Origin of the sequence: Devosia enhydra, from assembly GCF_900119845.1 — a bacterium.
In the GTDB taxonomy this organism is placed as follows: Bacteria; Pseudomonadota; Alphaproteobacteria; order Rhizobiales; family Devosiaceae; genus FPKU01.
This window is the reverse complement of record NZ_FPKU01000001.1, coordinates 960,020-983,383: the sequence shown is the minus strand read 5'-3', so window position 1 is coordinate 983,383 and position 23,364 is coordinate 960,020. Positions and strand designations below refer to the sequence as shown.

General features: G+C 65.6%; 25 protein-coding genes. 18 read left to right on the top strand and 7 right to left on the bottom strand.

Annotated elements, in window-relative coordinates; translation table 11 throughout:
* The first annotated feature begins 88 nt into the window (after positions 1-88).
* From BT183_RS04815 to BT183_RS04795, 5 genes are all read left to right on the top strand, one after another.
* The gene (locus tag BT183_RS04815) at positions 89-1,354 is read left to right on the top strand and encodes a glycosyltransferase family 4 protein (protein WP_210185440.1); all 1,266 of its coding nucleotides are present in this window, start codon (positions 89-91) and stop codon (positions 1,352-1,354) included.
* Positions 1,344-1,985 (top strand): sugar transferase, encoded by a 642-nt coding sequence (locus BT183_RS04810; RefSeq protein ID WP_072339500.1) that lies wholly within the window; start codon positions 1,344-1,346, stop codon positions 1,983-1,985. The genes BT183_RS04815 and BT183_RS04810 overlap by 11 nt, the downstream gene beginning before the upstream one ends.
* Positions 1,986-1,988: 3 nt before the next feature.
* Positions 1,989-2,630: an acetyltransferase gene (locus BT183_RS04805; protein ID WP_072339499.1), complete on the top strand. Its 642-nt coding sequence runs from the start codon at positions 1,989-1,991 to the stop codon at positions 2,628-2,630.
* A gap of 2 nt (positions 2,631-2,632) precedes the next feature.
* Positions 2,633-3,850 (top strand): DegT/DnrJ/EryC1/StrS family aminotransferase, encoded by a 1,218-nt coding sequence (locus BT183_RS04800; RefSeq protein ID WP_072339498.1) that lies wholly within the window; start codon positions 2,633-2,635, stop codon positions 3,848-3,850.
* Between the two features lie 100 nt (positions 3,851-3,950).
* Entirely contained in the window at positions 3,951-4,784 is an 834-nt protein-coding gene (locus tag BT183_RS04795) for an aldo/keto reductase (protein ID WP_072339496.1), read from the top strand.
* Between the two features lie 12 nt (positions 4,785-4,796).
* On the opposite strand, the gene yddG is transcribed toward BT183_RS04795, so the two are convergent.
* Complete coding sequence (gene yddG, locus BT183_RS04790) at positions 4,797-5,687, bottom strand: aromatic amino acid exporter YddG (RefSeq protein WP_072339494.1); 891 nt, start codon at positions 5,685-5,687, stop codon at positions 4,797-4,799.
* Positions 5,684-6,136: a GNAT family N-acetyltransferase gene (locus BT183_RS04785; protein WP_072339492.1), complete on the bottom strand. Its 453-nt coding sequence runs from the start codon at positions 6,134-6,136 to the stop codon at positions 5,684-5,686. The genes yddG and BT183_RS04785 overlap by 4 nt, the downstream gene beginning before the upstream one ends.
* Positions 6,137-6,270: 134 nt before the next feature.
* Here BT183_RS04785 and BT183_RS04780 point away from each other — a divergent pair, with 134 nt between their 5' ends.
* Positions 6,271-6,468, top strand: a complete 198-nt coding sequence (locus tag BT183_RS04780; RefSeq protein WP_072339490.1) for a hypothetical protein — start codon at positions 6,271-6,273, stop codon at positions 6,466-6,468.
* 55 nt (positions 6,469-6,523) lie between these two features.
* On the opposite strand, the gene BT183_RS04775 is transcribed toward BT183_RS04780, so the two are convergent.
* On the bottom strand, positions 6,524-8,512 hold the full coding sequence (locus tag BT183_RS04775; RefSeq protein ID WP_072339488.1) for a bifunctional 2',3'-cyclic-nucleotide 2'-phosphodiesterase/3'-nucleotidase: 1,989 nt from the start codon (positions 8,510-8,512) through the stop codon (positions 6,524-6,526).
* 264 nt (positions 8,513-8,776) lie between these two features.
* Between BT183_RS04775 and ypfJ the strand changes: the two genes are divergently transcribed.
* The 3 genes from ypfJ (at position 8,777) to BT183_RS20690 (ending at position 10,628) form a co-directional block, all read left to right on the top strand.
* The gene (gene ypfJ / locus BT183_RS04770; protein ID WP_072339486.1) at positions 8,777-9,718 is read left to right on the top strand and encodes a KPN_02809 family neutral zinc metallopeptidase; all 942 of its coding nucleotides are present in this window, start codon (positions 8,777-8,779) and stop codon (positions 9,716-9,718) included.
* Entirely contained in the window at positions 9,711-10,220 is a 510-nt protein-coding gene (locus BT183_RS04765) for a cupin domain-containing protein (RefSeq protein ID WP_210185439.1), read from the top strand. Before ypfJ ends, BT183_RS04765 begins: the two co-directional genes overlap by 8 nt.
* Positions 10,221-10,391: 171 nt before the next feature.
* Positions 10,392-10,628, top strand: a complete 237-nt coding sequence (locus BT183_RS20690) for an EF-hand domain-containing protein (RefSeq protein WP_072339482.1) — start codon at positions 10,392-10,394, stop codon at positions 10,626-10,628.
* Between the two features lie 61 nt (positions 10,629-10,689).
* Here the strand turns inward: BT183_RS20690 and carA are convergent, their stop codons facing one another.
* Positions 10,690-11,898, bottom strand: coding sequence for a glutamine-hydrolyzing carbamoyl-phosphate synthase small subunit (gene carA, locus BT183_RS04755; RefSeq protein WP_072339480.1), 1,209 nt, complete (start codon positions 11,896-11,898; stop codon positions 10,690-10,692).
* Between the two features lie 131 nt (positions 11,899-12,029).
* On the opposite strand from carA, the gene BT183_RS04750 reads away from it, so the two are divergent.
* From BT183_RS04750 to BT183_RS04710, 9 genes are all read left to right on the top strand, one after another.
* The gene (locus BT183_RS04750) at positions 12,030-12,479 is read left to right on the top strand and encodes a GatB/YqeY domain-containing protein (protein ID WP_072339478.1); all 450 of its coding nucleotides are present in this window, start codon (positions 12,030-12,032) and stop codon (positions 12,477-12,479) included.
* Positions 12,480-12,594: 115 nt separating this feature from the next.
* Positions 12,595-13,149 (top strand): HdeD family acid-resistance protein, encoded by a 555-nt coding sequence (locus BT183_RS04745; RefSeq protein WP_143145663.1) that lies wholly within the window; start codon positions 12,595-12,597, stop codon positions 13,147-13,149.
* Between the two features lie 93 nt (positions 13,150-13,242).
* Entirely contained in the window at positions 13,243-13,863 is a 621-nt protein-coding gene (locus tag BT183_RS04740; RefSeq protein ID WP_072339474.1) for a LysE family translocator, read from the top strand.
* An 81-nt stretch (positions 13,864-13,944) separates the two neighbouring features.
* A complete protein-coding gene (gene coaD / locus BT183_RS04735) occupies positions 13,945-14,436 on the top strand; it encodes a pantetheine-phosphate adenylyltransferase (RefSeq protein WP_072339472.1) in 492 nt (163 codons plus the stop codon).
* Positions 14,433-14,999 carry a peptidylprolyl isomerase gene (locus BT183_RS04730; protein ID WP_072339469.1) on the top strand — a complete coding sequence of 189 codons (567 nt, stop codon included), beginning with the start codon at positions 14,433-14,435 and terminating at the stop codon, positions 14,997-14,999. Before coaD ends, BT183_RS04730 begins: the two co-directional genes overlap by 4 nt.
* 19 nt (positions 15,000-15,018) lie before the next feature.
* Positions 15,019-15,495 (top strand): peptidylprolyl isomerase, encoded by a 477-nt coding sequence (locus tag BT183_RS04725; RefSeq protein ID WP_072339467.1) that lies wholly within the window; start codon positions 15,019-15,021, stop codon positions 15,493-15,495.
* Between the two features lie 122 nt (positions 15,496-15,617).
* A complete protein-coding gene (locus BT183_RS04720) occupies positions 15,618-17,093 on the top strand; it encodes an MDR family MFS transporter (RefSeq protein WP_072339465.1) in 1,476 nt (491 codons plus the stop codon).
* Between the two features lie 83 nt (positions 17,094-17,176).
* Positions 17,177-18,217, top strand: a complete 1,041-nt coding sequence (locus BT183_RS04715) for a hypothetical protein (protein ID WP_072339463.1) — start codon at positions 17,177-17,179, stop codon at positions 18,215-18,217.
* A 12-nt stretch (positions 18,218-18,229) separates the two neighbouring features.
* Positions 18,230-19,192: a phosphotransferase enzyme family protein gene (locus BT183_RS04710; RefSeq protein WP_072339461.1), complete on the top strand. Its 963-nt coding sequence runs from the start codon at positions 18,230-18,232 to the stop codon at positions 19,190-19,192.
* Here BT183_RS04710 and BT183_RS04705 read toward each other — a convergent pair whose 3' ends face one another.
* From BT183_RS04705 to BT183_RS04695, 3 genes are all read right to left on the bottom strand, one after another.
* Entirely contained in the window at positions 19,193-20,515 is a 1,323-nt protein-coding gene (locus tag BT183_RS04705; protein WP_072339459.1) for an O-antigen ligase family protein, read from the bottom strand. It lies immediately after the preceding gene.
* A 115-nt stretch (positions 20,516-20,630) separates the two neighbouring features.
* On the bottom strand, positions 20,631-22,145 hold the full coding sequence (locus tag BT183_RS04700; protein ID WP_072339457.1) for an undecaprenyl-phosphate glucose phosphotransferase: 1,515 nt from the start codon (positions 22,143-22,145) through the stop codon (positions 20,631-20,633).
* A 67-nt stretch (positions 22,146-22,212) separates the two neighbouring features.
* Positions 22,213-23,364 carry a glycosyltransferase family 4 protein gene (locus BT183_RS04695; RefSeq protein ID WP_072339455.1) on the bottom strand — a complete coding sequence of 384 codons (1,152 nt, stop codon included), beginning with the start codon at positions 23,362-23,364 and terminating at the stop codon, positions 22,213-22,215.

Genomic DNA, 23,364 nt, shown 5'->3' with positions numbered 1-23,364 from the left:
ACAGTTCCAAAGATACGCCCGTTGCATCGCAGATCGGATGTGTCCTATGGCTCGACGTCGCCGCCGGCCTCTACGGCTGGCGGGGTGAGTGAGTGTGGTCGTCGTGACGATAGACAAGGCCAGCGGCGGGCGCGCGCTGCGCGTGCTGTTCGTGTCGCAATGGTTCGATCCGGAGCCGGTGCCCAAGGGGCTGGCCTTCGTAAAGGCGTTGCGGGACACCGGCATGGATGTTGAAGTCGTCACCGGCTTCCCCAATTATCCGGGCGGGCGCGTCTATCCCGGCTTCCGCATCCGGCCGATGTCGCGGGAGGAAGCCGATGGCATCAGGGCCACGCGACTGGCGCTTTACCCCAGCCATGACCGCAATGCGCTGGGCCGGGCCCTCAATTATCTGAGCTTCTGCTTTTCGGTCTTCTGGTATCTGCTGCTGGTGGCCCGCGGAAAGCATGATGTCATCCACGTCTACCATCCGCCCATAACCGTCGGGCTTGCGGCGGTGCTGGCAGAGATCGTGTGGCGCAGGCCTGTGGTGCTCGAAGTGCAGGACCTCTGGCCCGATTCGCTCAAGGCCACCGGCATGGCGGACGCGACGCCACTGGTGACGGGCGTGGGCTGGATATGCCGCTTCGTCTATGCGCGCTCGCGCCGGATCATCGCGCAGTCCCACGGCATGGCGCGAGCGCTCGCGGCGCGCGGCGTGCCGGCGCAAAAACTTGAGGTAGTACACAACTGGGCCGACCTGCCTCTGCGGCAGCAGGGCGAGCACCGGCCGTTGGGCTGGCCCGAAGCGGAATTCACCGTGCTGTTTGCGGGTAATCTGGGGCTGGCCCAGGCACTGGAGACGGTCATCGCGGCCGCTGCGCGCGTCCGCGCCGCCCGCCCGGGCATCAGGTTCATCTTCCTGGGCAGCGGGATTGCCGAGGATGGGCTCCGGGATGAGGCTCGGCGGCTCAAGGCTGACAACGTTTTCTTTTTGCCGCGTGTGCCGATGGCGGAGGTGGATGCCTATCTGCAGCAGGCCGATGCGCTGCTGGTGCATCTGGCCGACGATCCGCTGTTCGAACTGACCGTTCCCTCCAAGACGCAGGCCTATATGGCGGCGGGCCGGCCGGTGATCATGGGCGTGCGGGGCGATGCCGCCGAACTCGTCGAACGCGCCGGCTGCGGGCTGGTGGTGCCGCCGCAGGACCCTTCGGCTCTGGCCCAGGCGGTGATCGCGCTTGCGGACATGCCCGAGGAGGCGCGCAGCCGGATGGGCGAACGCGGCCGGATGTTCTATGAGTCGCACCTGTCGGTCGCCCATGGCGTCGGCAAGATCGCAGAGGTTCTGAGGACCGCCGCCAATGCCGCGTGAGCGCATCTATGCGAGGATCAAGCGCGGGCTCGACGTGGTCGTGGCCGCGCTGCTGCTGGTGCTGCTGTCTCCGGTGATCGGGCTCGTGGCGCTGGCCGTGCGCCTTCAGATGGGCACTCCCGTGGTCTTTCGGCAGAAGCGCCCCGGCCTCCATGGCCAGCCATTCGAGCTCTTGAAATTTCGTTCGATGATCGACGCCTTCGATGCCGAGGGCCGGCTGCGCAGCGATGCGGAGCGGCTGACCCCGCTGGGCCGATGGCTGAGGGCCACCAGCCTCGACGAGTTGCCACAGCTCTGGAACGTGCTGCGCGGTGACATGAGCCTCGTCGGACCGCGGCCCCTGTTGATGGATTACCTGCCGCTCTACAGCGAATCGCAGGCGCGGCGGCACGATGTGCGCCCCGGGGTCACCGGGCTGGCGCAGGTGAAGGGCCGTAACCTCATCGACTGGCGGGAGAAATTCGAGCTCGACATCTGGTATGTCGATCATCTGAGCTTTCTGCTCGATCTGCGGATCCTCGGCCTCACCGTGATCAAGGTGTTGCGGCGCGATGGCATAGATGCCGGTGGCGGCACGACGATGCCGCGCTTTGAAGGCACGAGCCCGGTGCGCAAGGGCGAGGGCCGCTAGAGGATGCGGCTGATCGGCATCTATGGCGCGGGCGGCATGGGCCGCGAAGTGATGTCGATGCTGCGCGCCATGCCCTTCGACCCCGGCGCGATCCGGCATGTGTTCATCGACGATGGCCAGCCGCGCCCGGTGGTCGAGGGCCATGAGGTGGTGGACTGGCCCGGTTTTCTGGAGCTTCCGACCGAGTCGAGAAGCGTGCTCATTTCTCTTGCCGATGCGACGCTGCGCCGGCGGATCGGCGAGCGATGCCGGTCGGCCGGCGTGGGGTTCGAGACGCTGATCGCGCCGCCCACCCAGGTGCTGGAGCGCGCCCGGATCGGGGAGGGCGCCTGTATCGGGCCGTTTTCGCTCATTGGGGCGGATACCGTCATCGGCGATTTCGTGCAGATCAACGCCCATTGCTATGTGGCCCATGATTGCGTGCTCGGCGATTACGTGACGCTTGCGCCGGGCGTGCGCTGCAACGGCAATGTGGTGGTGGGCGAGGGCGCCTATATCGGGGCCGGCGCGGTGATCCGGCAGGGCACGCCCGGCAGGCCGTTGCGCATCGGGGCGGGAGCCATCATCGGCATGGGCGCGGTAGTGACGAAGGATGTCGAAGCCGGTAGCGTGATGATCGGTGTTCCCGCTCGACCGAAAGACTGACAATGGCCAGTATTCCCGACTACGCTCCGTGGCCGCATTACAGCGCGGAAGAAATCGCTGCGGTGACGCGGGTACTGGCCTCGGGCAAGGTCAATTACTGGACCGGGACCGAATGCCGCGACTTCGAAACGGAGTTCGCGCGCTGGGTCGGGACCCGTCACGCGATCGCGCTGACCAATGGCACGGTGGCCCTCGATCTGGCGCTCGAGGGGCTGGGCATCGGGTCGGGCGACGAGGTGATCGTGACGCCGCGCACGTTCCTTGCCTCGGTGTCGAGCGTGGTGAATGCCGGCGCGACGCCGGTGTTTGCCGATATTGACCGCGACAGCGGCAATATCACTGCCGAGACGATCGCGCCGATGATCACGCCGCGGACGAAGGCGATCGTCCCCGTGCATCTCGGCGGCTGGCCCTGCGAGATGGACCCGATCATGGCGCTGGCCGAGGCGCATGGGCTGTTCGTCATCGAGGATTGCGCCCAGGCCCATGGCGCGCGCTATCGTGGCCGGTCGGTGGGCAGCATCGGACATGTTGCGGCGTGGTCGTTCTGCCAGGACAAAATCATGACCACGGGCGGCGAAGGCGGCATGGTCACGACCAATGACGAGGCGCTGTGGCGCCGGATGTGGTCGTTCAAGGACCATGGCAAGGATTGGGATGCGGTCTACAACCGCCAGCATCCGCCGGGATTTCGCTGGCTGCATGAGAGTTTCGGCACCAACTGGCGGATGCTCGAGATTCAGGCGGTGCTCGGGCGCATCCAGCTGGCCCGGATGGCGGACTGGACCCCGCGGCGCAACGCGCTGGCACGCGCCCTTGCCGAGGCCCTCGCCGGTGCCGAGCAGCGCGGCGTGATCCGCATGCCGCAGGCCCGCTTCGATACTGCCGACGGGCCGGAGGTTCACGCGCAGTATCGGTTCTACGCTTATCTCGACCCGACCCGGCTCGGGCCGGGCTGGACGCGGGAGCGGATCGTCTCCGAGATCAGCGCTGCCGGAGTGCCGTGCTTTTCGGGATCGTGCAGCGAGGTCTATCGCGAAAAGGCCTTTGACGGCACGCCGTGGCGGCCGGCGTCGCCGCTGCCCAATGCGCGCGAGCTGGGCGAGACGAGCCTCGCGTTCCTGCTGCATCCCACCCTCAGCGAAGCGGCCGTGCGGCATGCCGGAGCGGTTGCTGCGTCGGTGCTCGAGCGGGCAAACGATGGGGCGCTGGTACGCTGAAGCGTCGGCCCGGCGGTTGATCGATGTTCCGTGATGCTGTCTAGTCGCGCCGTCGCGCCCAAGGGCGCAGGTCAAGGCTATTGAAGCAAAGAGGACGAAGATGCCCCAGCAGCCCCGCATCACGCTCAACGACGGCACGAGCATTCCGCAACTTGGCTTCGGCGTGTGGCAGGTGCCCGACGCAGAGGCGCCGGCGGCCGTCGGCGAGGCGATTCGCGTGGGCTATCGCCTGATCGATACTGCGCAGGCCTATGAGAACGAGGCGGGCGTCGGCATCGCGATCCGCGAGAGCGACTGCGCGCGCGACCGGCTCTACATCACCTCCAAGCTGCACAACCGCAACCAGGGCTATGATTCGACGCTGTCGAGCTTCGATGAAAGCATGGCGCGGCTGGGCATCGCGGTGATGGACCTGTTCCTCATCCATTGGCCGATGCCGGCGACCGACCGCTATGTGGAGAGCTGGAAGGCCATGGTGAGGCTGCGCGAAGAGGGGCGGGTGCGCTCCGTCGGCGTCTCCAACTTCCTGCCCGAGCATCTCGAGCGCATCATCGGGGAGACCGGGGTGGTGCCGGTGGTCAACCAGATCGAGCTGCATCCGGGCTATCAGCAGCGCGGCGTGCGCGCGATCCACGCGGCGCACAATATCGCCATCGAGAGCTGGAGCCCCCTGGGGCGCGGCGAGTTCTTCAGCCATCCCGTGCTGACGGAAATCGCCGACAAACATGACAAGACCACTGCGCAGGTGATGCTGCGCTGGCATCTCGACCAGGGGCTGATCGTGATCCCCAAGTCCGTAACGCCGGGGCGCATCGCCGAGAATTTCGACGTCTTCGACTTCAGCCTCGCGCCCGAGGAGATGGCGGCGATCGCCGAACTCGACGACGTGAACGGCAAGCGCGGGCCGAAGCCGGAAAACGTCAACCTGCGCTGAGTTGGTCCTCTTTCAGCGGCGGCGCGTGAACAGCATGTCGCGCGCTGCCAGCACAGCGCCGAGAGTTATGAGCAGCCCGGCGACTAGGATCGCGGGGGTCAGGCTGGCATAGCCGAAGACCACGAGCAGCAGCGTCGAAAGCAGCGGCGCCGCGTAGGAGGCGGCGCCGAGCACCTGGATGTCGCCGCGCTTGACCCCGATATCCCAAGCATAAAAGGCAAGGCCGACGGGCCCGAGCCCGAGGCCGATCACGGCCAGCCATTCGAGTGTGCTCGCCGGCCAGACGGTCGTTTCAAGCGCAAGATGGCAGGCGGCCGACAAGAGTGCCGTGACGAGACAGAAGCCGGTGACCGCATCGGTGGGCACATCGGCAAGCTTGCGCGACAGCACCGAATAGGCGGCCCAGAAGATGGCGGCGAGCAGGGCCGCGCCATAGCCCAGGGCATATTCGGCACGGATGGTGAGGCCGTCGCTGCCGCTCGCAACAACGATGACGGCGCCGCAAAGGGCGATCGCGGCTCCTGCCACATGGTGCCATCGCAGCCTTTCGCCCGGCAGCAGGGCCGAGAACAGCACTATGAGCATCGGCCAGAGATAGTTCAGAAGCCCGGCCTCCACGGGCGGCGCGTTGCGCAAGGCCGTGAAGTAGAGGAAATGATAGCCGAAAAGCCCGCCCACCCCGACCATCCAGGCGAGCGCGGGCTGACGGAGCGCCTTGGCGGCGCCGGGGCGAAAGGGCCAGAGCGCCATGCTCGCCAGGCTGCCGATGGCGAAGGTCATGGCGAGGAGCTGGAAGGGCGGCACGCTGCCGCTTGCCGCTGTCATCACCGCCAGCAGCGACCAGAGCAGCACGGCGCCAAAGCCGATCAGGGTGGGCAGGGCGGAAGGCTTGCGGGTGCTCACAGCCAGAACTTGAACCCCTCATGGCTCTGCTCGAAGCCGAGACGCCGGTAAAACCGGTGCGCGTCGAGCCTAGCCTTGTTGGAGGTGAGCTGCACGAGGCCGCAGCCGCGAGCCCGCGCCTCGTCCATCGCCCAGCCGATCATCCGGGCGCCGATGCCCTGCGAGCGCGCTTCGGGCACGACATGGACGCTTTCGAGCAGAAGCCGCCACATGCCGCCGCGCAGAACGCCGGGAATGAAGCTCAGTTGCAGCGTGCCGACGCGCGCGCCATCACGCTCCACGATCACCAGCCGCTGGTTGGGATCGGCGGTGATGGCGGCAAGAGCGGCGCGATAGCCCGGCCCCGACCAGTCCTGGCCTGCGTCCGGCGCGCTGCCGACCGCCGAGGCGATCGAGAGCCCGACGATAAAGGGCAGGTCATCGGCTTCGGCATCGCGAAATATAAGCATGAAACGGCTCCGTCCGGATTACCGGCATCGGCAGGTAGCGGGCAGGGGCGCGGCCGTAAAGCAAGATTTTGTGGCGTCGGGGAACCGGCCGATGGGCCAGCCGTTATCAGGCCGAAGATCAAAGGAGCTTGGACATGGCAATCCCGGAGCGCGAAACAGTCATCGTCGAGCGTGGCGGCGGCGGAGCAGCAGTCATTCTCGCCGTTGTGGTAATTCTTGCGGCAATCGGTATCGGATATATTTTCCTTGCCAACAATAATGGCGGCGCAAGCGGCACGCTCGATGTCGACGTGCCCGCCGTCAGCGTGGACGTCGTTCCGGACGGGCAGTAATCCATCCGGACGATTGCAAGAGGCGGCCCTCCTCACGGAGGGCCGCCTTCCTTTTTTAAAGCGTGATGCGGTAGATGCCGAAGCCGGTGTCGCTGGTCTGGCCGGTCGGTTCAATCCTGACCGCCTTGACGTCTGCGACGAGCCCAGCCGCCTTTGGCCCGGTCTCGAACAGAACCGTGGTGCCGGGCATGGGCGCCAGCGACCAGTTGTTGTCGGCGGCCGGGTTGATCGTGCCGTTCTCGATGATGTAGCGCACGATGATGTCGCGGTTGGTATCGGGCCCGATGAAGTTGATCACCGAGCTGTTGATGCCGGGGAAGCCGCCGCCGCCGCCGGCGCGATAATTGTTGGTGGCCACCACGAAGCGCTGTGCCGGATCAATGGGGGCGCCATCATACATCAGGTCGACGATACGGCTGGCATCGGGGTTGAGCACCTCCTTGCCATCCGAGGAGTAGCGCGAGGGCTGGCTCAGGTCGATGCGGTACGTGACCCCGTCGATGACGTCGAAATTGTAGGATGGGAAATCGGGGTTGATCAGCGGTGCGTCGGTTGCGCCGGGCTCGACCTGGTTGAACATGCCGGCGGCGCGTTCGAGCCAGTTCTTGACGTCGGCCCCGGTGATCACCACCGAATGGATGGTGTTGGGATAGAGATAGAGGTCGGCGACGTTCTTGATCGCCACGGGGCCCACCGGCACGTCGGTGTAATATTCCGGGCCGCCGCGACCACCGGCCTTGAAGGGCGCAGCCGCGGAGAGGATCGGCAAGGCCTCCCATTCGGTGCCCTTCATCATCTGCTCGATGTACCATTTCTGCGCGATGTTGACGATCTGCACGGACGGATCGTCGGCGACGAGCGCGAAATAGGAGTGCAGCGGCGCGGCCGTCTCGCCGACGGCGCGGCGGACATAGGCGAGGGTCTCGTCATGGTCGGTCTGGGCGGCGGCGAGGACGGTCGGGACCGATTCGACCAGGGCCCGCACCTTGCCATCGACACGCTCGGAGATCGGCCGGGCTTCCGAGGTGTGCGAGGCGATGGTCCAGGTGCCATCGGCGCTGCGGCGCAGCAGCAGGTCGATCAGCCCCATATGGCTGCCCCAGAAGCCGGGCATGACGGCCGGCTTGCCGTTGAGCGTGCCCGCCGCGATGTCGGCGCCCTCGATATCGGCATAGTTGGGGCCGGGGAAAACCAGGTGGTGGTGGCCGGTAAGCACCACATCGATGCCCTCGACGGCGGCGAGCTGGAGCGAGGCGTTTTCCATGCCCGGCACATGCGGGCCCGCGACGATGCCGGAGTGGGAAAGGGCGACGATGATATCGGCGCCCTCTTCGCGCATCCTGGGCACAAAGGCCTGTGCAGTCTCGACGATGTCGCGGACGGCGACCTTGCCGGTGAGGTGAGTGGCATCCCAGGTAAGGATCTGGGGCGGCACGAAGCCGATGACGCCGATGCGGATCGGGTGGCTCGCGCCGGTGCCGTCGACGATCTGCTTTTCGATGATGCGATAGGGCGGAAAGAGGGTCTTGTCGGTGGTGGCGTCGGCCCCGAGTTCCGGGCCATCGACGATGTTGGCGGAAACGAAGGGGAAATCGGCGTCGTCGACTGCGGCCGCGAGGTAGTCGAGGCCATAGTTGAACTCGTGATTGCCCAGCGTCGCCGCGTCATAGCCGAGTGTGTTCATGGCCGCGATCATCGGGTGCACGGTGCCTTCGGCGAGACCCTTTTCGTAGGCGATATAGTCGCCCATCGGGTTGCCCTGGATCAGGTCGCCATTGTCGAACAGCAGGGAATTGCCGGCTTCTGCGCGGATTTGCTCGATGATCGCCGCGGTGCGGGCAAGGCCCAGCGTGTCGTTGGCAGCGTCGGCATAGTAGTCGTATGGGAACACCGCCACATGCAGGTCGGTGGTTTCCATGATACGCAGATGCGCTTCGTTTTCCTGCGCCTGAACGGCGAAGGGGTGCAGGATGGTCAGGGCCGCTCCGGCGCTCGCGGTGCCTGCGATGAAGGCACGTCGGGACAGGACATAGTCACGTTTCATCGGGTTCTCCTTGGTTGCGCTGCGAGCAGCGCCGGTGCCGGCCGGATCGGCAGGCGGGTGCGATGCGTGGTTCTAGTTCCGGCATGGTGACGCGGCCGTGACGGACGCCGCATCCTAGGAATATTTCGACCATCTGGTCAAATTCTTGCCGTGGCGGTTTCGGCCGGAACTTCGGCGGCCCCAAGCGAGTTTGGCAGCACCGGGGCATGGCTCCCCAAGCGATTGCCGAAAGGCTAGTCTTGGGCCGAGCAGAGGGAGATCACCATGAAGTGGCGCGGACGCGAGCGCAGCTCGAACATCCAGGACCGTCGAGGCACGGGGGGAATGGGCGGGTTCGGCCGCATGGGCGGCAACCCCTTCGGCCGCAATGGCGGGGGCATGCGCCTGCCCATCCCGACCGGGCGGGCCGGTGGCGGAGGCATCGGCGGGATTGTCGGGATTATCGTCATTCTCGGCATCATCTGGTTTGCGACCGGGCAGAACCCGCTCGACATGCTGACCGGTGGCGGCGGGGCCGTGGCGCCGGCCGGCAGCTCGGCGCAGAGTCGGCCGCTTCCCGAAGCCGGCGAGGATGAGCTTGCCGATTTCGTCGGCGTGGTGGTGCGCGAGAACGAGCGGTTGTGGGAGGATGTGTTCGCGCAGAACAATCTCGACTACACCCCGCCCCAGGTCATCCTGTTCACCGCCCAGACCAATTCGGGATGCGGGGTGGCCGATGCGCGCACCGGTCCGTTCTATTGCCCGGTCGACCAGTCGGTCTATATCGACCTGTCGTTCTATGACGAGCTGCGCAGCCAGTTCGGCGCACCCGGCGATTTCGCGCAGGCCTATGTGCTGGCGCACGAGGTCGGTCATCACGTTCAGCAGGTGACCGGGATTTTGCCCGAGTTCAATCGCGCCCGGCAGGGCCTGTCGCAGGAAGAGGCCAATCGCTGGTCGGTGAGGATCGAGCTGCAGGCCGATTGCTATGCCGGCATCTGGGCCAATTACGCCGGGCAGCAGAACCTGCTGGAAAATGGCGACATCGAGGAGGCGATCAACGCCGCCGACCAGATCGGCGATGACACCTTGCAGGAGCGCATGCAGGGCTATGCCGTGCCCAAGACCTTCAATCACGGCACGAGCCAGCAGCGCATGACGTGGTTCCAGCGCGGCTTCCAGACCGGCGATGTCAGCCAGTGCGACACCTTCGCCGCAAATGTCTGAGGCCGCGCCGCAGGTCCTGAGTTTTGACGATGACGGCAGCTTTCCCAACAGCCGGTTCCCGGTGCTGATCTATTGCGAGCCGAGCGCGGCTCTTTCGGCCACGGCAGAAGCGATGGAGGCGCATTTCCGGAGCAATGACTGGGTGCCGCTGTGGCGCGACAGCGTCTTCGACTACCACCACTATCATTCGACTGCCCATGAGACGCTCGGCGTCATAGCCGGAGAAGCGACGCTGCAGATGGGCGGGCCGAAGGGGCAGTATGTGCATGTGGCGCGGGGCGACATCATCGTCATCCCCGCCGGGGTGGCGCATCGCCGCGTCGCAACGTCAGGCGGGTTCAAGCTCGTGGGAGCCTATCCGCTGGGGCAGGAGGACTGGGACGTGATGCGTGGGCTGCCCGCCGACCGCCCCGCCGCCGACAAGCGCATCGCAGGCCTCGCGCTGCCGACCTGCGATCCGGTGACCGGGCCGGACGGCGCGCTGCTGACGCTCTGGCGCTGATTGTCGGACGATGCGACATTGTCGCAGGCCCGAAGACTGGTCCTCAAGCGAAAATCGCCGCAGACTGATCGCGGCGCGCGGGGGAGGAAACCTGAGCCGGCATCCGGCCGGCCGCCGATGCCAGCATCGGCACCGCGCACGTTTCGACACCATAAGGGAGAGCGAAAAGCGATGAGGACAATTCTGGCCGCGATGGCGGTGGTTGCACTGACGGTGCCGGCAATCGCGCAGAGCATCGGCGATTTCGAATCAGTCGATGCCGACCAGGACGGCAGCGTCAGCCTCAGGGAGGGCCGGGTGGTCATTCCCGATCTCAGCGAGGCTGACTTCACAGCCGCCGATACCGATGGCAGCGGGCAGCTCAACCAGCAGGAGTTCGAGGCGCTGGTGGCCAAGCTCGGTCTCTGACAAAGCAAAAGGGTGCGGTTGATCGCGCCCTTTCTTAGTTCGACGGTGTTCCAGTCGGCGGTTATTCTTCGCCGAGCTTGACCGTCTCGGGCTTGGCCGGCAGGCCCTTCTGCACGCGCACCTGGTTGAGGAAGCGGGTGAAGAGATAGTGGCTGTCGCGCGGGCCGGGGCTGGCTTCGGGATGGTACTGCACCGAGAAGATCGGCTTGCCATCGACCGACAGGCCGGCATTCGAGCCATCGAACAGCGACACATGGGTCTGGGTCACGCCGGCCGGCAGGCTGTCGGCATCGACGGCAAAGCCATGGTTCATCGAGGTGATCTCGACCTTGCCGGTGGTCAGGTCCTTGACCGGATGATTGGCGCCGTGATGGCCCTGATGCATCTTGCTGGTCTTGCCGCCGACGGCGAGACCGAGCAGCTGGTGGCCGAGGCAGATGCCGAACATCGGCTTGCCGGTATCCATGAGCTTGCGGATGGTGGGCACCGCATATTTGCCGGTGGCGGCCGGATCGCCCGGGCCATTGGAGAGGAAAATGCCATCGGGCTTGTGGGCCATGACATCGGCCGGGGTGGCGGTTGCCGGCACCACGGTGACGCGCGCGCCCTGGTCGGCAAGGCAGCGCAGGATGTTGCGCTTGGCGCCATAATCGATGGCGACGATGTGGAATTCGGGGTTCTCGAGCGTGCCGTAGCCGTTTTCACGGGTCCAGCCGGTCTGGTCCCAGTGATAGGTCTGTGCGGTGGTGACTTCCTTGGCGAGATCGAGGCCCTCGAGGCCCGGGAAGGCCTTGAGTTCGGCGAGAATCGAAGGCTCGTCGAAATAGCCGTCGGGCGAATGCGCGATGACGCCATTGGGCATGCCGTTTTCGCGGATGCGGGCGGTCAGCGCGCGCGTGTCGATGCCGGCAATGCCGATGATGTTGCGCTTCTTGAGCCAGGCGTCGAGCTTTTCCACCGCCCGCCAGTTGGAGGGGTTGGTGATATCGGCGCGGAGCACGCAGCCCCTCACGCCCGAGAGCGAGGCCATGTTGACGGTCTCGATATCCTCGTCATTGGCCCCGACATTGCCGATATGGGGAAAGGTGAAGGTGATGATCTGCCCGGCATAGGAGGGATCGGTGAGAATCTCCTGGTAGCCGGTCATGGCGGTGTTGAAGCACACTTCGCCGGCCGCATGGCCGATGGCGCCCAGCCCCTGTCCCTCGAGGCGCGTTCCGTCGGCAAGGATGAGAAGGGCGGTCGTGGGGGATTGCTGCCAGCCGGTCACGGTCGGGCCTCCAAAATCGATGCTGTCGGTTGAGCGCTCCTCATAGGGGGAGGCCCGATGGAGCGCAAGTGGCGCCCCAGCGATAGTGCGTATATGGATAGCGAAAACACCGGAACAAGCGGAGAGTTGCCATGCGTGACGCGATCAACGAAGCCTACAAGCAGGCCATGAAGGCCCGGGACGCCCGCCGCACCGCCACTTTGCGCGCCGTCAACGCCGCGATCAAGGACAAGGATATCGAGGCGAGGGGACTGGGCAAGGACGCGCTCTCGGACGCCGATCTGCTGCCCATGCTGCAAAAGATGGTCAAGCAGCGCGAGGAGAGCCTCTCGATCTACGAAAAGGCCGGGCGCGAGGATCTGGCGCTCGTCGAGCGCGAGGAGATCGCGATCCTCGCCGAGTTCCTGCCGCGCGCCATGACGGCCGAGGAAACCGAAGCCGCCATCCGTGATGCCATCGCCGAGACCGGCGCCGAGGGCATGAAGGACATGGGCAAGGTGATCGCGCTTCTGCGCGGCAAATATCCGGGGCGCATGGATTTCGGCAAGGTCTCGGGGCAGGTGAAGGCGGCGCTGGGCTGATCCCGGCCAACGCCGGGCCGGCGGGGCTGCCATGCGCCGGCAATTGACCTGCCGCAATTGCCAGCCGGCATGGGTGGGATAGGCTTGGCGATGTGCAGACATCGTGGAGGCCATCATGGCTGAGTCGGGTAAAAGCAGACTGCCATCCATACTGACGGGGCTGAGGGGCCTCGTGATGCTCCTTGCGGGGCTTTACGCCATCGTCTTTCCGGGCCCTGCGCTCGCCATTCTCGTAGTGGCGGGCGGCATCATCTTCCTCGTCGACGGGGTCTTCGGGCTATGGTCGATCACCTTCGGGGGCGCCAAGACCGGGAATTTCTGGTTCGACGTGGTGCGCAACGTGCTCTCGATCCTCACCGGCCTCCTGGTGCTGCTGAGCCCGATTCTCGCCACGCTCGTGACGGTGTGGTTCTTCATCTACCTCGTGGCGTTCCAGGCGATCTTCGTGGGCGTGATGGAGATCATGGTCATTTTGCGCGAGCGCGAAATGTACGCCAAGATCTGGCCGGTGCTGCTGTCTGGGGTGATGTATGTGCTCTTCGGCATCGTGATGATCATCGCGCCGCTCATGAGCGCGTTCGTGCTCGTGGTTCTGGCCGGCATCCTGATGGTAGTGTTCTCGGTGGGGCTCTTCGGCTGGGCCATGCGGCTCTACAAGGCGGGGCACTGAGGACGGATCGCCGCTGACGAAAGCAGGGGCCATCGCAGCCCTTGCTTTTCATCCGGCGGCGTGGATGGTTCCGGGCGCGTCCGGAGCCTTGCCATGATCGATCCTGCTCTTCTCGTGCCTTATGTCATTGCCTGCCTCGCACTGGCCATCGTGCCCGGCCCCACGGTGACAGTGATCGTGGCCAATGCACTGTCGCGTGGAACCGGTGCCGGTCTCGCCATCGTGGCGGGCACGCAGGCGGGCTTTTTGGTGATGACGGCCGTTGTCGCCCTGGGCATGCAGGCGCTCGTGGCTTTCATGGGCTGGGCCTTCGACTGGATCAAGCTCGTGGGTGCGGCCTATCTCATCTGGCTGGGCTATCGCATGCTGCGCAGCGATGGACATCTGGGGCGGGCCGAAGCCGATCATCGCCGGTCGCGGGTGCGGCTGGCGGTGGAGGGTTTTCTGGTCATCCTCTCCAATCCCAAGGCGCTGATCTTTCTCGGTGCGTTCCTGCCGCAATTCGTCGATCCATCCCGGCCGGCCTTTGGGCAGGTGGTGGTGCTGGGGCTGATCTTCATGACCATCGCCGGGTCTACCGATGCGCTCTATGCCGTCATAGCCGGGCAGGCGCGCGGCCTGCTCAGCGCGGCGCGGGTGCGGCTGATCAGCAGGGGCTCGGGGCTCATCCTCATGCTGGGCGGGGTATGGCTGGCGCTGCAGAAACGCGCCTGACCCTCGAAGCCAGTGAGAGCATGGCCGCCTTGCCTTGATCGGCATGACGTGACACAACCCCCCGCGCGCAAGGGGAGACGCATGAGCAGGCTGGTCGGCTTTTATCCCGGTTCGTTCGATCCGGTCACCAACGGGCATCTCGATGTCATCGAGCGGGCCTGCAAGCTGGTGGACACCCTGATCGTGGCGGTGGGCACGCACCACGCCAAGGCCGGGCTGTTTGCGCATGAGGATCGCATGGCGCTGTTGCGCGCTACCCTCGAGCCCACGGCCAAGCGCACCCAGACCGAGATCACCGTCGTCGAATTTTCCGGCCTCATGGTGCATGCGGCGCGCCAAAACGGGGCCAAGCTGATCATTCGCGGGCTGCGCGACACCACCGACTACAATTACGAGATGCAGATGGTGGGGATGAACGCGCAGATGGCGCCCGATCTCCAGACCGTCTTCGTGCCCTCCAGCCCGCATGTGCGGCATATCTCCGCCACACTCGTCCGGCAGATCGCCGAGATGGGCGGCGATGTCTCCGCCTTCGTTCCTTCCCTCGTTTTCAAGGCGCTCAACAGATCATGACGTCCCTTGCTTCCCGTTTCGGCCGCCGGGCCGTGCTCGTCTCCGCCTTCGCGATGATGGCGCTCGGCAGTGCCGGACTTGCGCAGGCCCAGCAGGGCAATCCGCATCTGCTGATCGCCGTCGAGGGCGGCACGATCGACATCGCGCTGCGCCCCGACCTGGCGCCCCAGCATGTGGAGCGCATCGTGACGCTGGCCGGGCAGGGGTTCTATGACGGGGTGGTGTTCCACCGCGTCATCGCCGACTTCATGGCCCAGACCGGTGACCCGACCGGCACCGGCGCCGGTGGCTCAGAGCTGCCCGACCTGCCGGCCGAGTTCTCGTCCGAGCCCTTCGTGCGCGGCGTGGTGGGCGCGGCGCGCACCAATGACCCCAACAGCGCCAATTCGCAGTTCTTCATCGTCACCGCCGACTCGCGGCACCTGGACGGCGCCTATACTGTTTTCGGCACCGTCGTCTCGGGCATGGAACTGGTGGATGGGCTCGAGAAGGGCGCTCCGCCCAGCGGCATGGTGGCCAACCCCGACCGCATGATCTCGGCCCGCATCGAATATCGAAACTAAAAACAATAAGGAGGCTCACATGAGCACCTATGCCGACCCCGAAAACACGCTCGTGATCGAAACGACCAAGGGCAAGGTGGTCATCGCCATGCGGCCCGACCTCGCGCCCAACCACGTCGCTCATATCAAGAAGCTGGCGCGTGAAGGCTTTTACGACGGCATCGTCTTCCACCGCGTGATCGAGGGCTTCATGGCCCAGACCGGCTGCCCGGATGGCCGCGGCACCGGCGGTTCGAAGTATCCGAACCTCAAGCAGGAATTCAACGCCGAGCCGCATGTGCGGGGCACGGCCTCGATGGCGCGGGCGCAGAGCCCCGACAGCGCCAATTCGCAGTTCTTCATCTGCTTTGGCGACGCGCGGTTCCTCGACAAGCAGTATACCGTGTGGGGCAAGGTCATCGAAGGCATGGAAAATGTCGACCTGATCAAGCGCGGTGAGCCTGTCCGTGATCCCGACAAGATGCTGAGCGTCAAGGTCGCCGCCGACCTGCAGTAAGGGCTTCGCGCCCGATACCGACGCCGGCGCCCTGGGGAGGAGAGCCGGTGGCGGTGCCGACAGCCGAGCCGGACCCTTTTCATGGGCCCGGCCGCTTTCAACGGCACCAGAGAGGCGCCAGAATGCAAGCTTCCCCCATGCAGCCCCTGGCGCATGCACCGATCTCCGCCGAAGAGGCGGCCCGCAACCGGCTCGTCATCGGGCTGCTGCTGATCTCGGCCTTCGTCGTCATTCTCAACGAGACGATCATGGGCGTGGCGCTGCCGCGGCTCATGGAGGACCTGGCGATTTCGGCCAGCCTCGCGCAATGGCTGACCACGGCGTTTCTCCTGACTATGGCCGTCGTGATCCCGATCACCGGCTTCCTGCTCCAACGGCTCAATACGAGGCCGGTCTTTCTCGTCGCCATGTCGAGCTTTGCGGTGGGCACGCTCGTCTGCGCGCTGGCCCCCGGCTTTCCGATGCTGGTGGCCGGGCGGGTTATCCAGGCGGTCGGTACGGCCATCATGATGCCGCTGCTGATGACGACGGTCATGAACCTCGTGCCGCCCGAGACGCGCGGGCGGACCATGGGGAACATCTCCATCGTCATTTCGGTGGCCCCGGCGCTCGGCCCGACGATTTCGGGCATCATCCTCAATTATCTCGACTGGCGCTGGATGTTCTGGCTGGTGCTGCCGATCGCGCTCGGAGCGCTGGTGCTGGGGCATCTGCGCATCGTCAACGTCACGACGCCGCGCTATGCGCCGCTCGACCTCCTCTCGGTGCTGCTCTCGGCGCTGGGCTTCGGCGGGCTGGTCTACGGGCTCTCGGCGATCGGCGAGGCGGTCGGGGGCCATGAGGGGCCGCCCGTTTGGATGCCGATCGTCGGCGGTTCGGTGATCATCGTGCTGTTCGTGCTGCGCCAGTTGCAGCTGCAGAAATCCGACAGGGCGCTTCTGGATCTGCGCACCTTCATCTCGCCGATCTTCACCGTGGCGGTGCTGATGCTGGCCGTGGCGATGATGGCGCTGTTCGGCACCATCATCCTCCTGCCGCTCTACATGCAGAACGTGCTCGGGCTGACCCCGATCACGAGCGGCCTGCTGCTCCTGCCCGGCGGGCTGGTGATGGGGCTGATGGCGCCGTTCGTGGGCCGGGCTTTCGACCGGCTGGGGCCGACCCCGCTGCTGGTGCCCGGCGCAATCATCACCTCGGGCGCCTTGTGGAGCATGACGCTGCTCAACGAGACCAGTGCGATGGGATGGCTGCTGACCATGCATATCGCGCTCAGCATCGGGCTGGCGCTGATGTTCACGCCGCTCTTCACCTCCGGGCTCGCCGCGCTTCCGTCGCGGCTCTATTCGCATGGCAGCGCCGTGGTCGGCACGCTTCAGCAGGTGGCGGGGGCGGCAGGCATCGCGCTCTTTGTTTCGCTGATGACCATCGAAACAGCGCGGCTGACCTCGGCCGGGGTGGCCCCGGTGGTGGCGGAAGCGGGCGGCATCCATGCGGCGTTCCTCTGCGGCGCCTTCATTTCGTTGCTGCTGGTTGCGGCCGCCTTCTTCGTGAAGCGGCCCAAGGGCGAAGCAGGTGCCGTGCCCGTTGGCAGCCATTGATGGTGGAGGCGCGCGTCGACGATTGACGCGCGCCCGCATCCAGATGAGAAGATGACGTGTCGGCAAGGGCGAGGAGACCGTCGATGAGCAGAGGCAAGTCTACCGGCAGGATCAGCGGCATCGCGCTGAGCCTTGCGATGATCGGGCTGGGCTCTGGCCCGGCGCTGGCTCAGGACGTGACCACGCCGGCGGACGGTTCGCCGGTTGCGCTGGTTGGCGAGGCGATCCTCTATTTCGCCGACGCCGCAGGCATGGATGCGGTCGGACCCGATGTGTTCAATCCGTTCATGATCGATGGCGAGGCGCTGCTGGGCCATGCCGGGCTCTTCTTCATCTCCACCGACTTCACCGGCGAGGAGGTGAACGAGGGCGAGATCGCGATCTTCCCGCAGTTCCAGACGCCCTTTGCCAGTTTCGAAGCCGGTGCGGTGACGCCGCGCCTTATCCCCTTCGCGCTCAAGCAGAATGGCGTCTGCCATGCGGGCTATGTCGCGGGAAATCCCGAGCCGCAGGCCGTTTATCAGGTTGCGATGGATGGCCTTGCCTGCCACGCGATCACCGTCGAGGCGCTGATGGCCGGCGGATATGCCGCCGCGGCCAAGGGCGCAGCCGACGCCAAAGCGGCGATCGAGGCAGCCGGCATATCAGGCGATCTGGTCCCGGCAACGCCGGCGTTGCCGCCGGTCGAGCTCAGCGCGACAGCGGTCAGCAATTTCGATCCGGCGTTCCCCACCGGCCTTGATCTCGAGGTGATCGTCTGGGCCGCCTACAATGCCGCTTACGCGCAGGCGAGCCAGGACGGGGATGTCTTTGCCCGCGACGAGGCCGCTGCCGAGGCCCTGCGTACCGCGATGCTGACCGAGATTCGCCGCGAGGGTTTCGAGGGCGTCACCATCGTTGCGGCCGACAGCGCAACGGAGGCCAAGGCCTGTGGCGAGACGGGCAAGACGATCGTGCGCGTCGGCTTCAACGCGGCGGGCGATGGCATCGTCATCGCCGCGGTCAGCGACCGCCGATTGGCCGCGCAGGAATATGACCCGGCAACCTCGAGCGAGATGACCGTCACCAAGGTGCGGGACTGCGCGACGAGCGGGCTGGGCTGGGCCGGCCCCGGCTATTACTGAGGCACCGACGGTTTGACCCTGCCCGATCCGCGCCCCTGGCTTGCCCGGTGGCCAGAAGCCGCCGGGCTATCGCCCCGGCTCATCAACCTTTCGGAAAACCACACCTTCCGGCTCGAAGCGGAGGGGTATGCGCCAAGGATCCTGCGGCTGCATCGGCCTGGCTATCAGAGCCGGGCGAGCATCGGCAGTGAACTGGCGTGGCTTGCTGCTCTGGCGCGCGACACGACGATCCCGCTGCCGCGCGTGATTGCGGGGCTGGACGGGCAGGCGATCCAGGAGGTGGAGCCGGACCGCTTCGCCGTGATGTTCCATCTCGAGCCCGGATGCGAGCCGCAGCCCCACGATGCGCTCGAGCCGCTGTTTGAAACCATCGGCGCCTATGCCGCCGAGGCGCATCTGCATGTCCAATCCTGGCAGCCGCCCGCAGGATTTGCCCGCCAGGTGTGGAGCGCGGGGGGCGTGCTCGACGCCGGGGGCTTGTGGGGCGACTGGCGCGCGGCACCGCATGTGGGCACGGTGCGCGCGACACTGGACGCCGTCGATCATCGCCTGCGCCGGGATCTGGCCGCCTACGGCACCGGCCCCGACCGGTTCGGGCTGATCCACGCCGACATGCGGCTGGCCAACCTGCTGGTCGCGCCAGGGCGTACTACGCTCATCGATTTCGATGACTGCGGCTTCTGCTGGTTCGTCTACGACTTTGCCGCCGCGATCTCGTTCATCGAGACGAGCCCGCAGGTTCCGGCGCTTAAGGCGGCCTGGCTCAGGGGGTATGCCCGGCATCGCAGGCTCGGCCCCGTCGATCTGGCTGCCCTCGACACGATGGTGCTGCTGCGACGCATGGCGCTGCTCGCCTGGATCGGCTCGCATGCCGAAACCGATCTGGCACGATCGCAGGCCGATCATTTCGCACAAGGCACGGCGCAGTTGGGCGTGGCTTATCTGGCGATGCCAGAGCTTGCCACGCTCAGCTGATCAGCGCCGGATCCGCCCGCGCAATTCGGCAAGGGCTGCAGCGCGCAGATCCGGCGGCGATGCGCTGCGGATCGGCGCTTTCGGTGCGGCAGCGGGCTTTGCCGCAGGCATCATCAGCGACGCGTTGAAGCCCCAGACCAGCCCGTAGAACAGCCAGGAATGCCGCCAGTGCTCACCCTCATGCAGGGAGGAGCAGAAGATGATTCCCGCCAGCGAGAGCAGGAGCGCGATCGCCAGTTCGCTGCGGGTGCGGCGATAGTTGAGGATCGAGACCACAACGCTGCCCACGGCGAGGGTGATGTAGCTGAACCCGCCGCCCCAGCCATAATTGACGAAGGAGCTGAGCCAGATGTTGTGGATGGGCTCGGGGAAGATCTTTTCGAGCTGGAGGACGCCAAGCCCGATCGGATCCTGCAGGATCATCGGCAGCACCAGCAGGTAGCGGCGATAGCGGCCTTCCTCGCCCAGATCATAGGATTTGGCGAAGGTCAGCCGGTCGAGCAGCTTGTCCATGAACTCGGCCGAGGTGAGGCTGGCGAAGATGAAGATGATCACGCCGGTCACCGCGAGACCCGCCACGATGAGCACCAGCCGGCCCGGATGACGACGATTGTGGAAGACGATGTAGGTGAGAAGGCAGAATACCGCCGCGACCACGCCGATGCGCGAAAATGACAGCAGGATGCCGAGCATCACCACGGCGATGGCGCCGCCCAGCACGATCTTGCTGCCTTGTCCGCGCGACAGGAAATAGGAACAGAAGACGATCGCCGGGATCAGGAACGAGCCATACATGTTCGGATCATCGATCAGCCCCTTGGCCCGCCCGTCCCAGGTGAGCAGTTCGAGCTGCGTCAGGAAGCCTATGGTGCCAAGGATCGCCGCGATGACGCAGGAGGCGATATAGACCGCCATGAAGGTCTCGAAATGCCGCCGTGTCCAGGTCATCGACACGAAGGCGGCGATGAAGCCGATCGAGATCGCGAAGGTCTTGGCCAGAAGCTCGAAGGTGACGAAGGCCTGGCTAAGATGGGGCAGAGAGGCGACTAGGAATGAGATCGCCCAGGCCGCGAGGATCATCGAGAAGATGAGCGTGCGCGGCGTGACGGCAAGCTTCTGCATCGACACCATGTAGAGGAAGGTGAAGATGAACGAGGTGATGTAAAGCAGGTCGACCGGCGAAGGCCGCATCAGGGTGTAGTTCATCGCCAGGACGGCGGTGAAAAAGATGAGGTTCCGGAGCGAAAACAGCGTGAACCGCAGGGCGCCGAGGCTGATGCCGTCGCGCGGGCGGGAGGCGAAGGTGCCGATGTCTGTGGTCATGGCAAAAGCCCCGCTCTGGGCGACAGGCCTGCACCATCGCATCGGGCGAACGCGGCGCCAAAACGCAAATGCGTGTAGGGGCGGCCCAAGCGCAGGGCGGGCGGCCTCGACCGCATCAATAGGCGCCCTCGTTGCGCGACAGCAGCGAGACCGGCGTCATGATCAGGATGTAGATGTCGAACAGGATGGACCAGTTCTCGATGTAGTAGAGGTCGTGGTTGACGCGCTGCATGATCTTGTCGACCGTGTCCGTCTCACCCCGCCATCCGTTGATCTGCGCCCATCCCGTGATGCCGGGCTTGACCTTGTGGCGAGCGAAATAGCCATCCACGGCCTCGTAATAGAGCTTGTTGTCGGCCTTGGCCTGAAGTGCGTGCGGGCGGGGCCCGACGATCGACAGGCGACCCTGGAGGACGTTGATGAGCTGCGGCAGCTCGTCGATCGAGGTCTTGCGGATGAACCGGCCGACGCGGGTGACGCGCGGATCGTTCTTGGTCACGAGCTTTGAAGCGCCGGCATCGGTCTTGTCGGTGTACATCGAGCGGAATTTGTAGACCTCGATGAGCTCGTTGTTGAAGCCATGACGCTTCTGGCGGAAGATGACGGGCCCCTTGCTCTCGAGCTTGATGGCAATGGCGGTGGCCAGCATGATCGGCGAGAGCAGCACGAGCGCGACAAGGGCGACGACCTTGTCGAAAAGCCACTTGAACACGAGGTTCCAGTCCGAAATCGGGCGATCGGCCATGTCAAAGACAGGCACGTCGCCGATATAGGAATAGGCCTTGTGGGTGAAGCGGAGCTGGTTCATGTGGGCCGAAAGCCGGATATCCACCGGCAGGACCCAGAGCTGCTTCATCATCTGGAGCACGCGCTTTTCGGCGGAAAGCGGCATCGAGACGATCACCAGATCGACGCGCGTCAGCCTGGCGAATTCCACGAGGTCCGAGACCCGCCCCAGCTTTTGGAAGCCCGCAACGAGCAGCGGCGAGCGTTCGTCATCGCGATCGTCGAAGAGGCCCATGAGCACGATGTCGTTTTCCGCGCCGTGCTGGATGGCATCGATCAGCGGCTCGGCATCCTTGCCGCCGCCCACGATGACGGCGCGGCGCTTGAGGCGGCCCTGCGCCGTCCAGCGCAGCACAAGGGCGCGCAGCGACATACGATAAAGCAGGAGGGCGCCGCCGCCGCCGATATACCAGCTCACGAGCCAGACGCGGGAAACCTGGTCCTGCGCCCTGAAGAAGAACACCGCCGTGCCGATGAGGAGAATGACGAGCGTCCATGCGGCCAGAACGCGGCCGCTCTGCTGCACCACGGTGCGGTAGGCTGCGATGCGATGGGTGCGGACGACGTTGAAGAGGATGTTGGCGACCAGCACAGCCGCAAAGATCACCGGCACATAGAACGAATCGTCCTGTCCGCGCACATAGCTTTCATAGATCGCCCAGCCGAGCGTGCCGATCAGAAGGGCTTCGATGGCCTGCGCAAGCCCGACCACGACGGATGCCGACAGGGTTGCATCGGCGGGTTTGGCGATGATCTGCCGCGCGGCTTCGCTGAGATTGGAGTCGCTGGAGGGACCGGCGACGATATGCTCTGCGGCTGTCTTGCGGGGGTCGAGGCTGAACATGGTCGCCAATACGGACAGTGTGAAACTGTCGCGACGCTAGGACCGCAGCCATGAATGGGAAGTGAAATCAGTCCGAGGCAATCGACCTTTGCCGGCGCGCAAGCGCGCGATGGTAAAGCGCTTCTATACCATCGGTCATGGTGCAGACCGAAAACCGGGGCTTGATGTAGTCGACATGGGCGCGTGCCTGCGCTTCCATGGGCTCGGGATCATCGAGATAGGCCTGCATCGCGGCGCCAAGGGCCTTGTCGTTGCTGGGCGGCACGAGCTGGTGCGAGAGGCCGCCAAAGAGCTCGGAGATGCCGCCGACATTGGTGGAAATGACCGGAAGACCGCCGGAGGCGCCCTCGAGAACGACATAGGGCAGCGATTCGGCGAGGGATGGCACCACCATGCAGCGTCCGCGCGCCAGGGTGGGGCGGGCCGGGGCGACGCCGAGGAGGGTGACGCGATCGCCCAGCCCCAGGCTGGCAATGAGCTGCCTGATCTCGCCCATCATCGGACCATCGCCTGCCGCCACCAGCGTCGCGGGACGTCCGTCGGGCGCCCTCAGCGGGGCGAGGGCGCGCATGAGGACATCGATGCCCTTGGCGCCGCGGAACTCGCCGATGAAGACGAAATCGGCCGCGTCGGGGTTGCGCACGATCGGGTCGAATTCGTGTGCGGTAAGGCCATTATGGATGACCGGCGCCTCGCAGTCGGGCTGGCCGATCCGCTCGATGAAGGTGCGGCGGGCGAAGTCGCTCTCGAACACGATGCCATCGGTAAAGCGCAGCAGCTGGTGTTCGAGACCAAGAAAGACACGGCTCTGCATCGAGCCCGGGCGGTAGTTCAGCACCCCGCCATGGGTGGTGTATAGGGCAACGCGGTTCTTGCGGCCGATGCGCGCGATTCGGGCGCAGACGCCGCCCTTGGCGCCATGCCCGTGCATCACCTCGGCCCCCAGCCTGTCGGCCAGGGCGCGGACGGCAAAGGGGGTGGTGAGGTCGCCGGGGCCGATGACGCGGGGCATCGGGAAGTGATGGATGCCGAGCGCGGTCGAACCCCCGAGCGCCTGCAGGCGCTCGCGCGTAAGCCCGTCCGAGACGAGATTATCGACCACGAGGCCGATCTGATGGCCGCGCGCCGAAAGCTCGCGGGTCAGGTCGTTGACGTGGCGGAAAAGCCCTCCGAGCGGCGCGCGCAGGACCTGGAGGATCCGGAGGGGACGCTCGGCCAT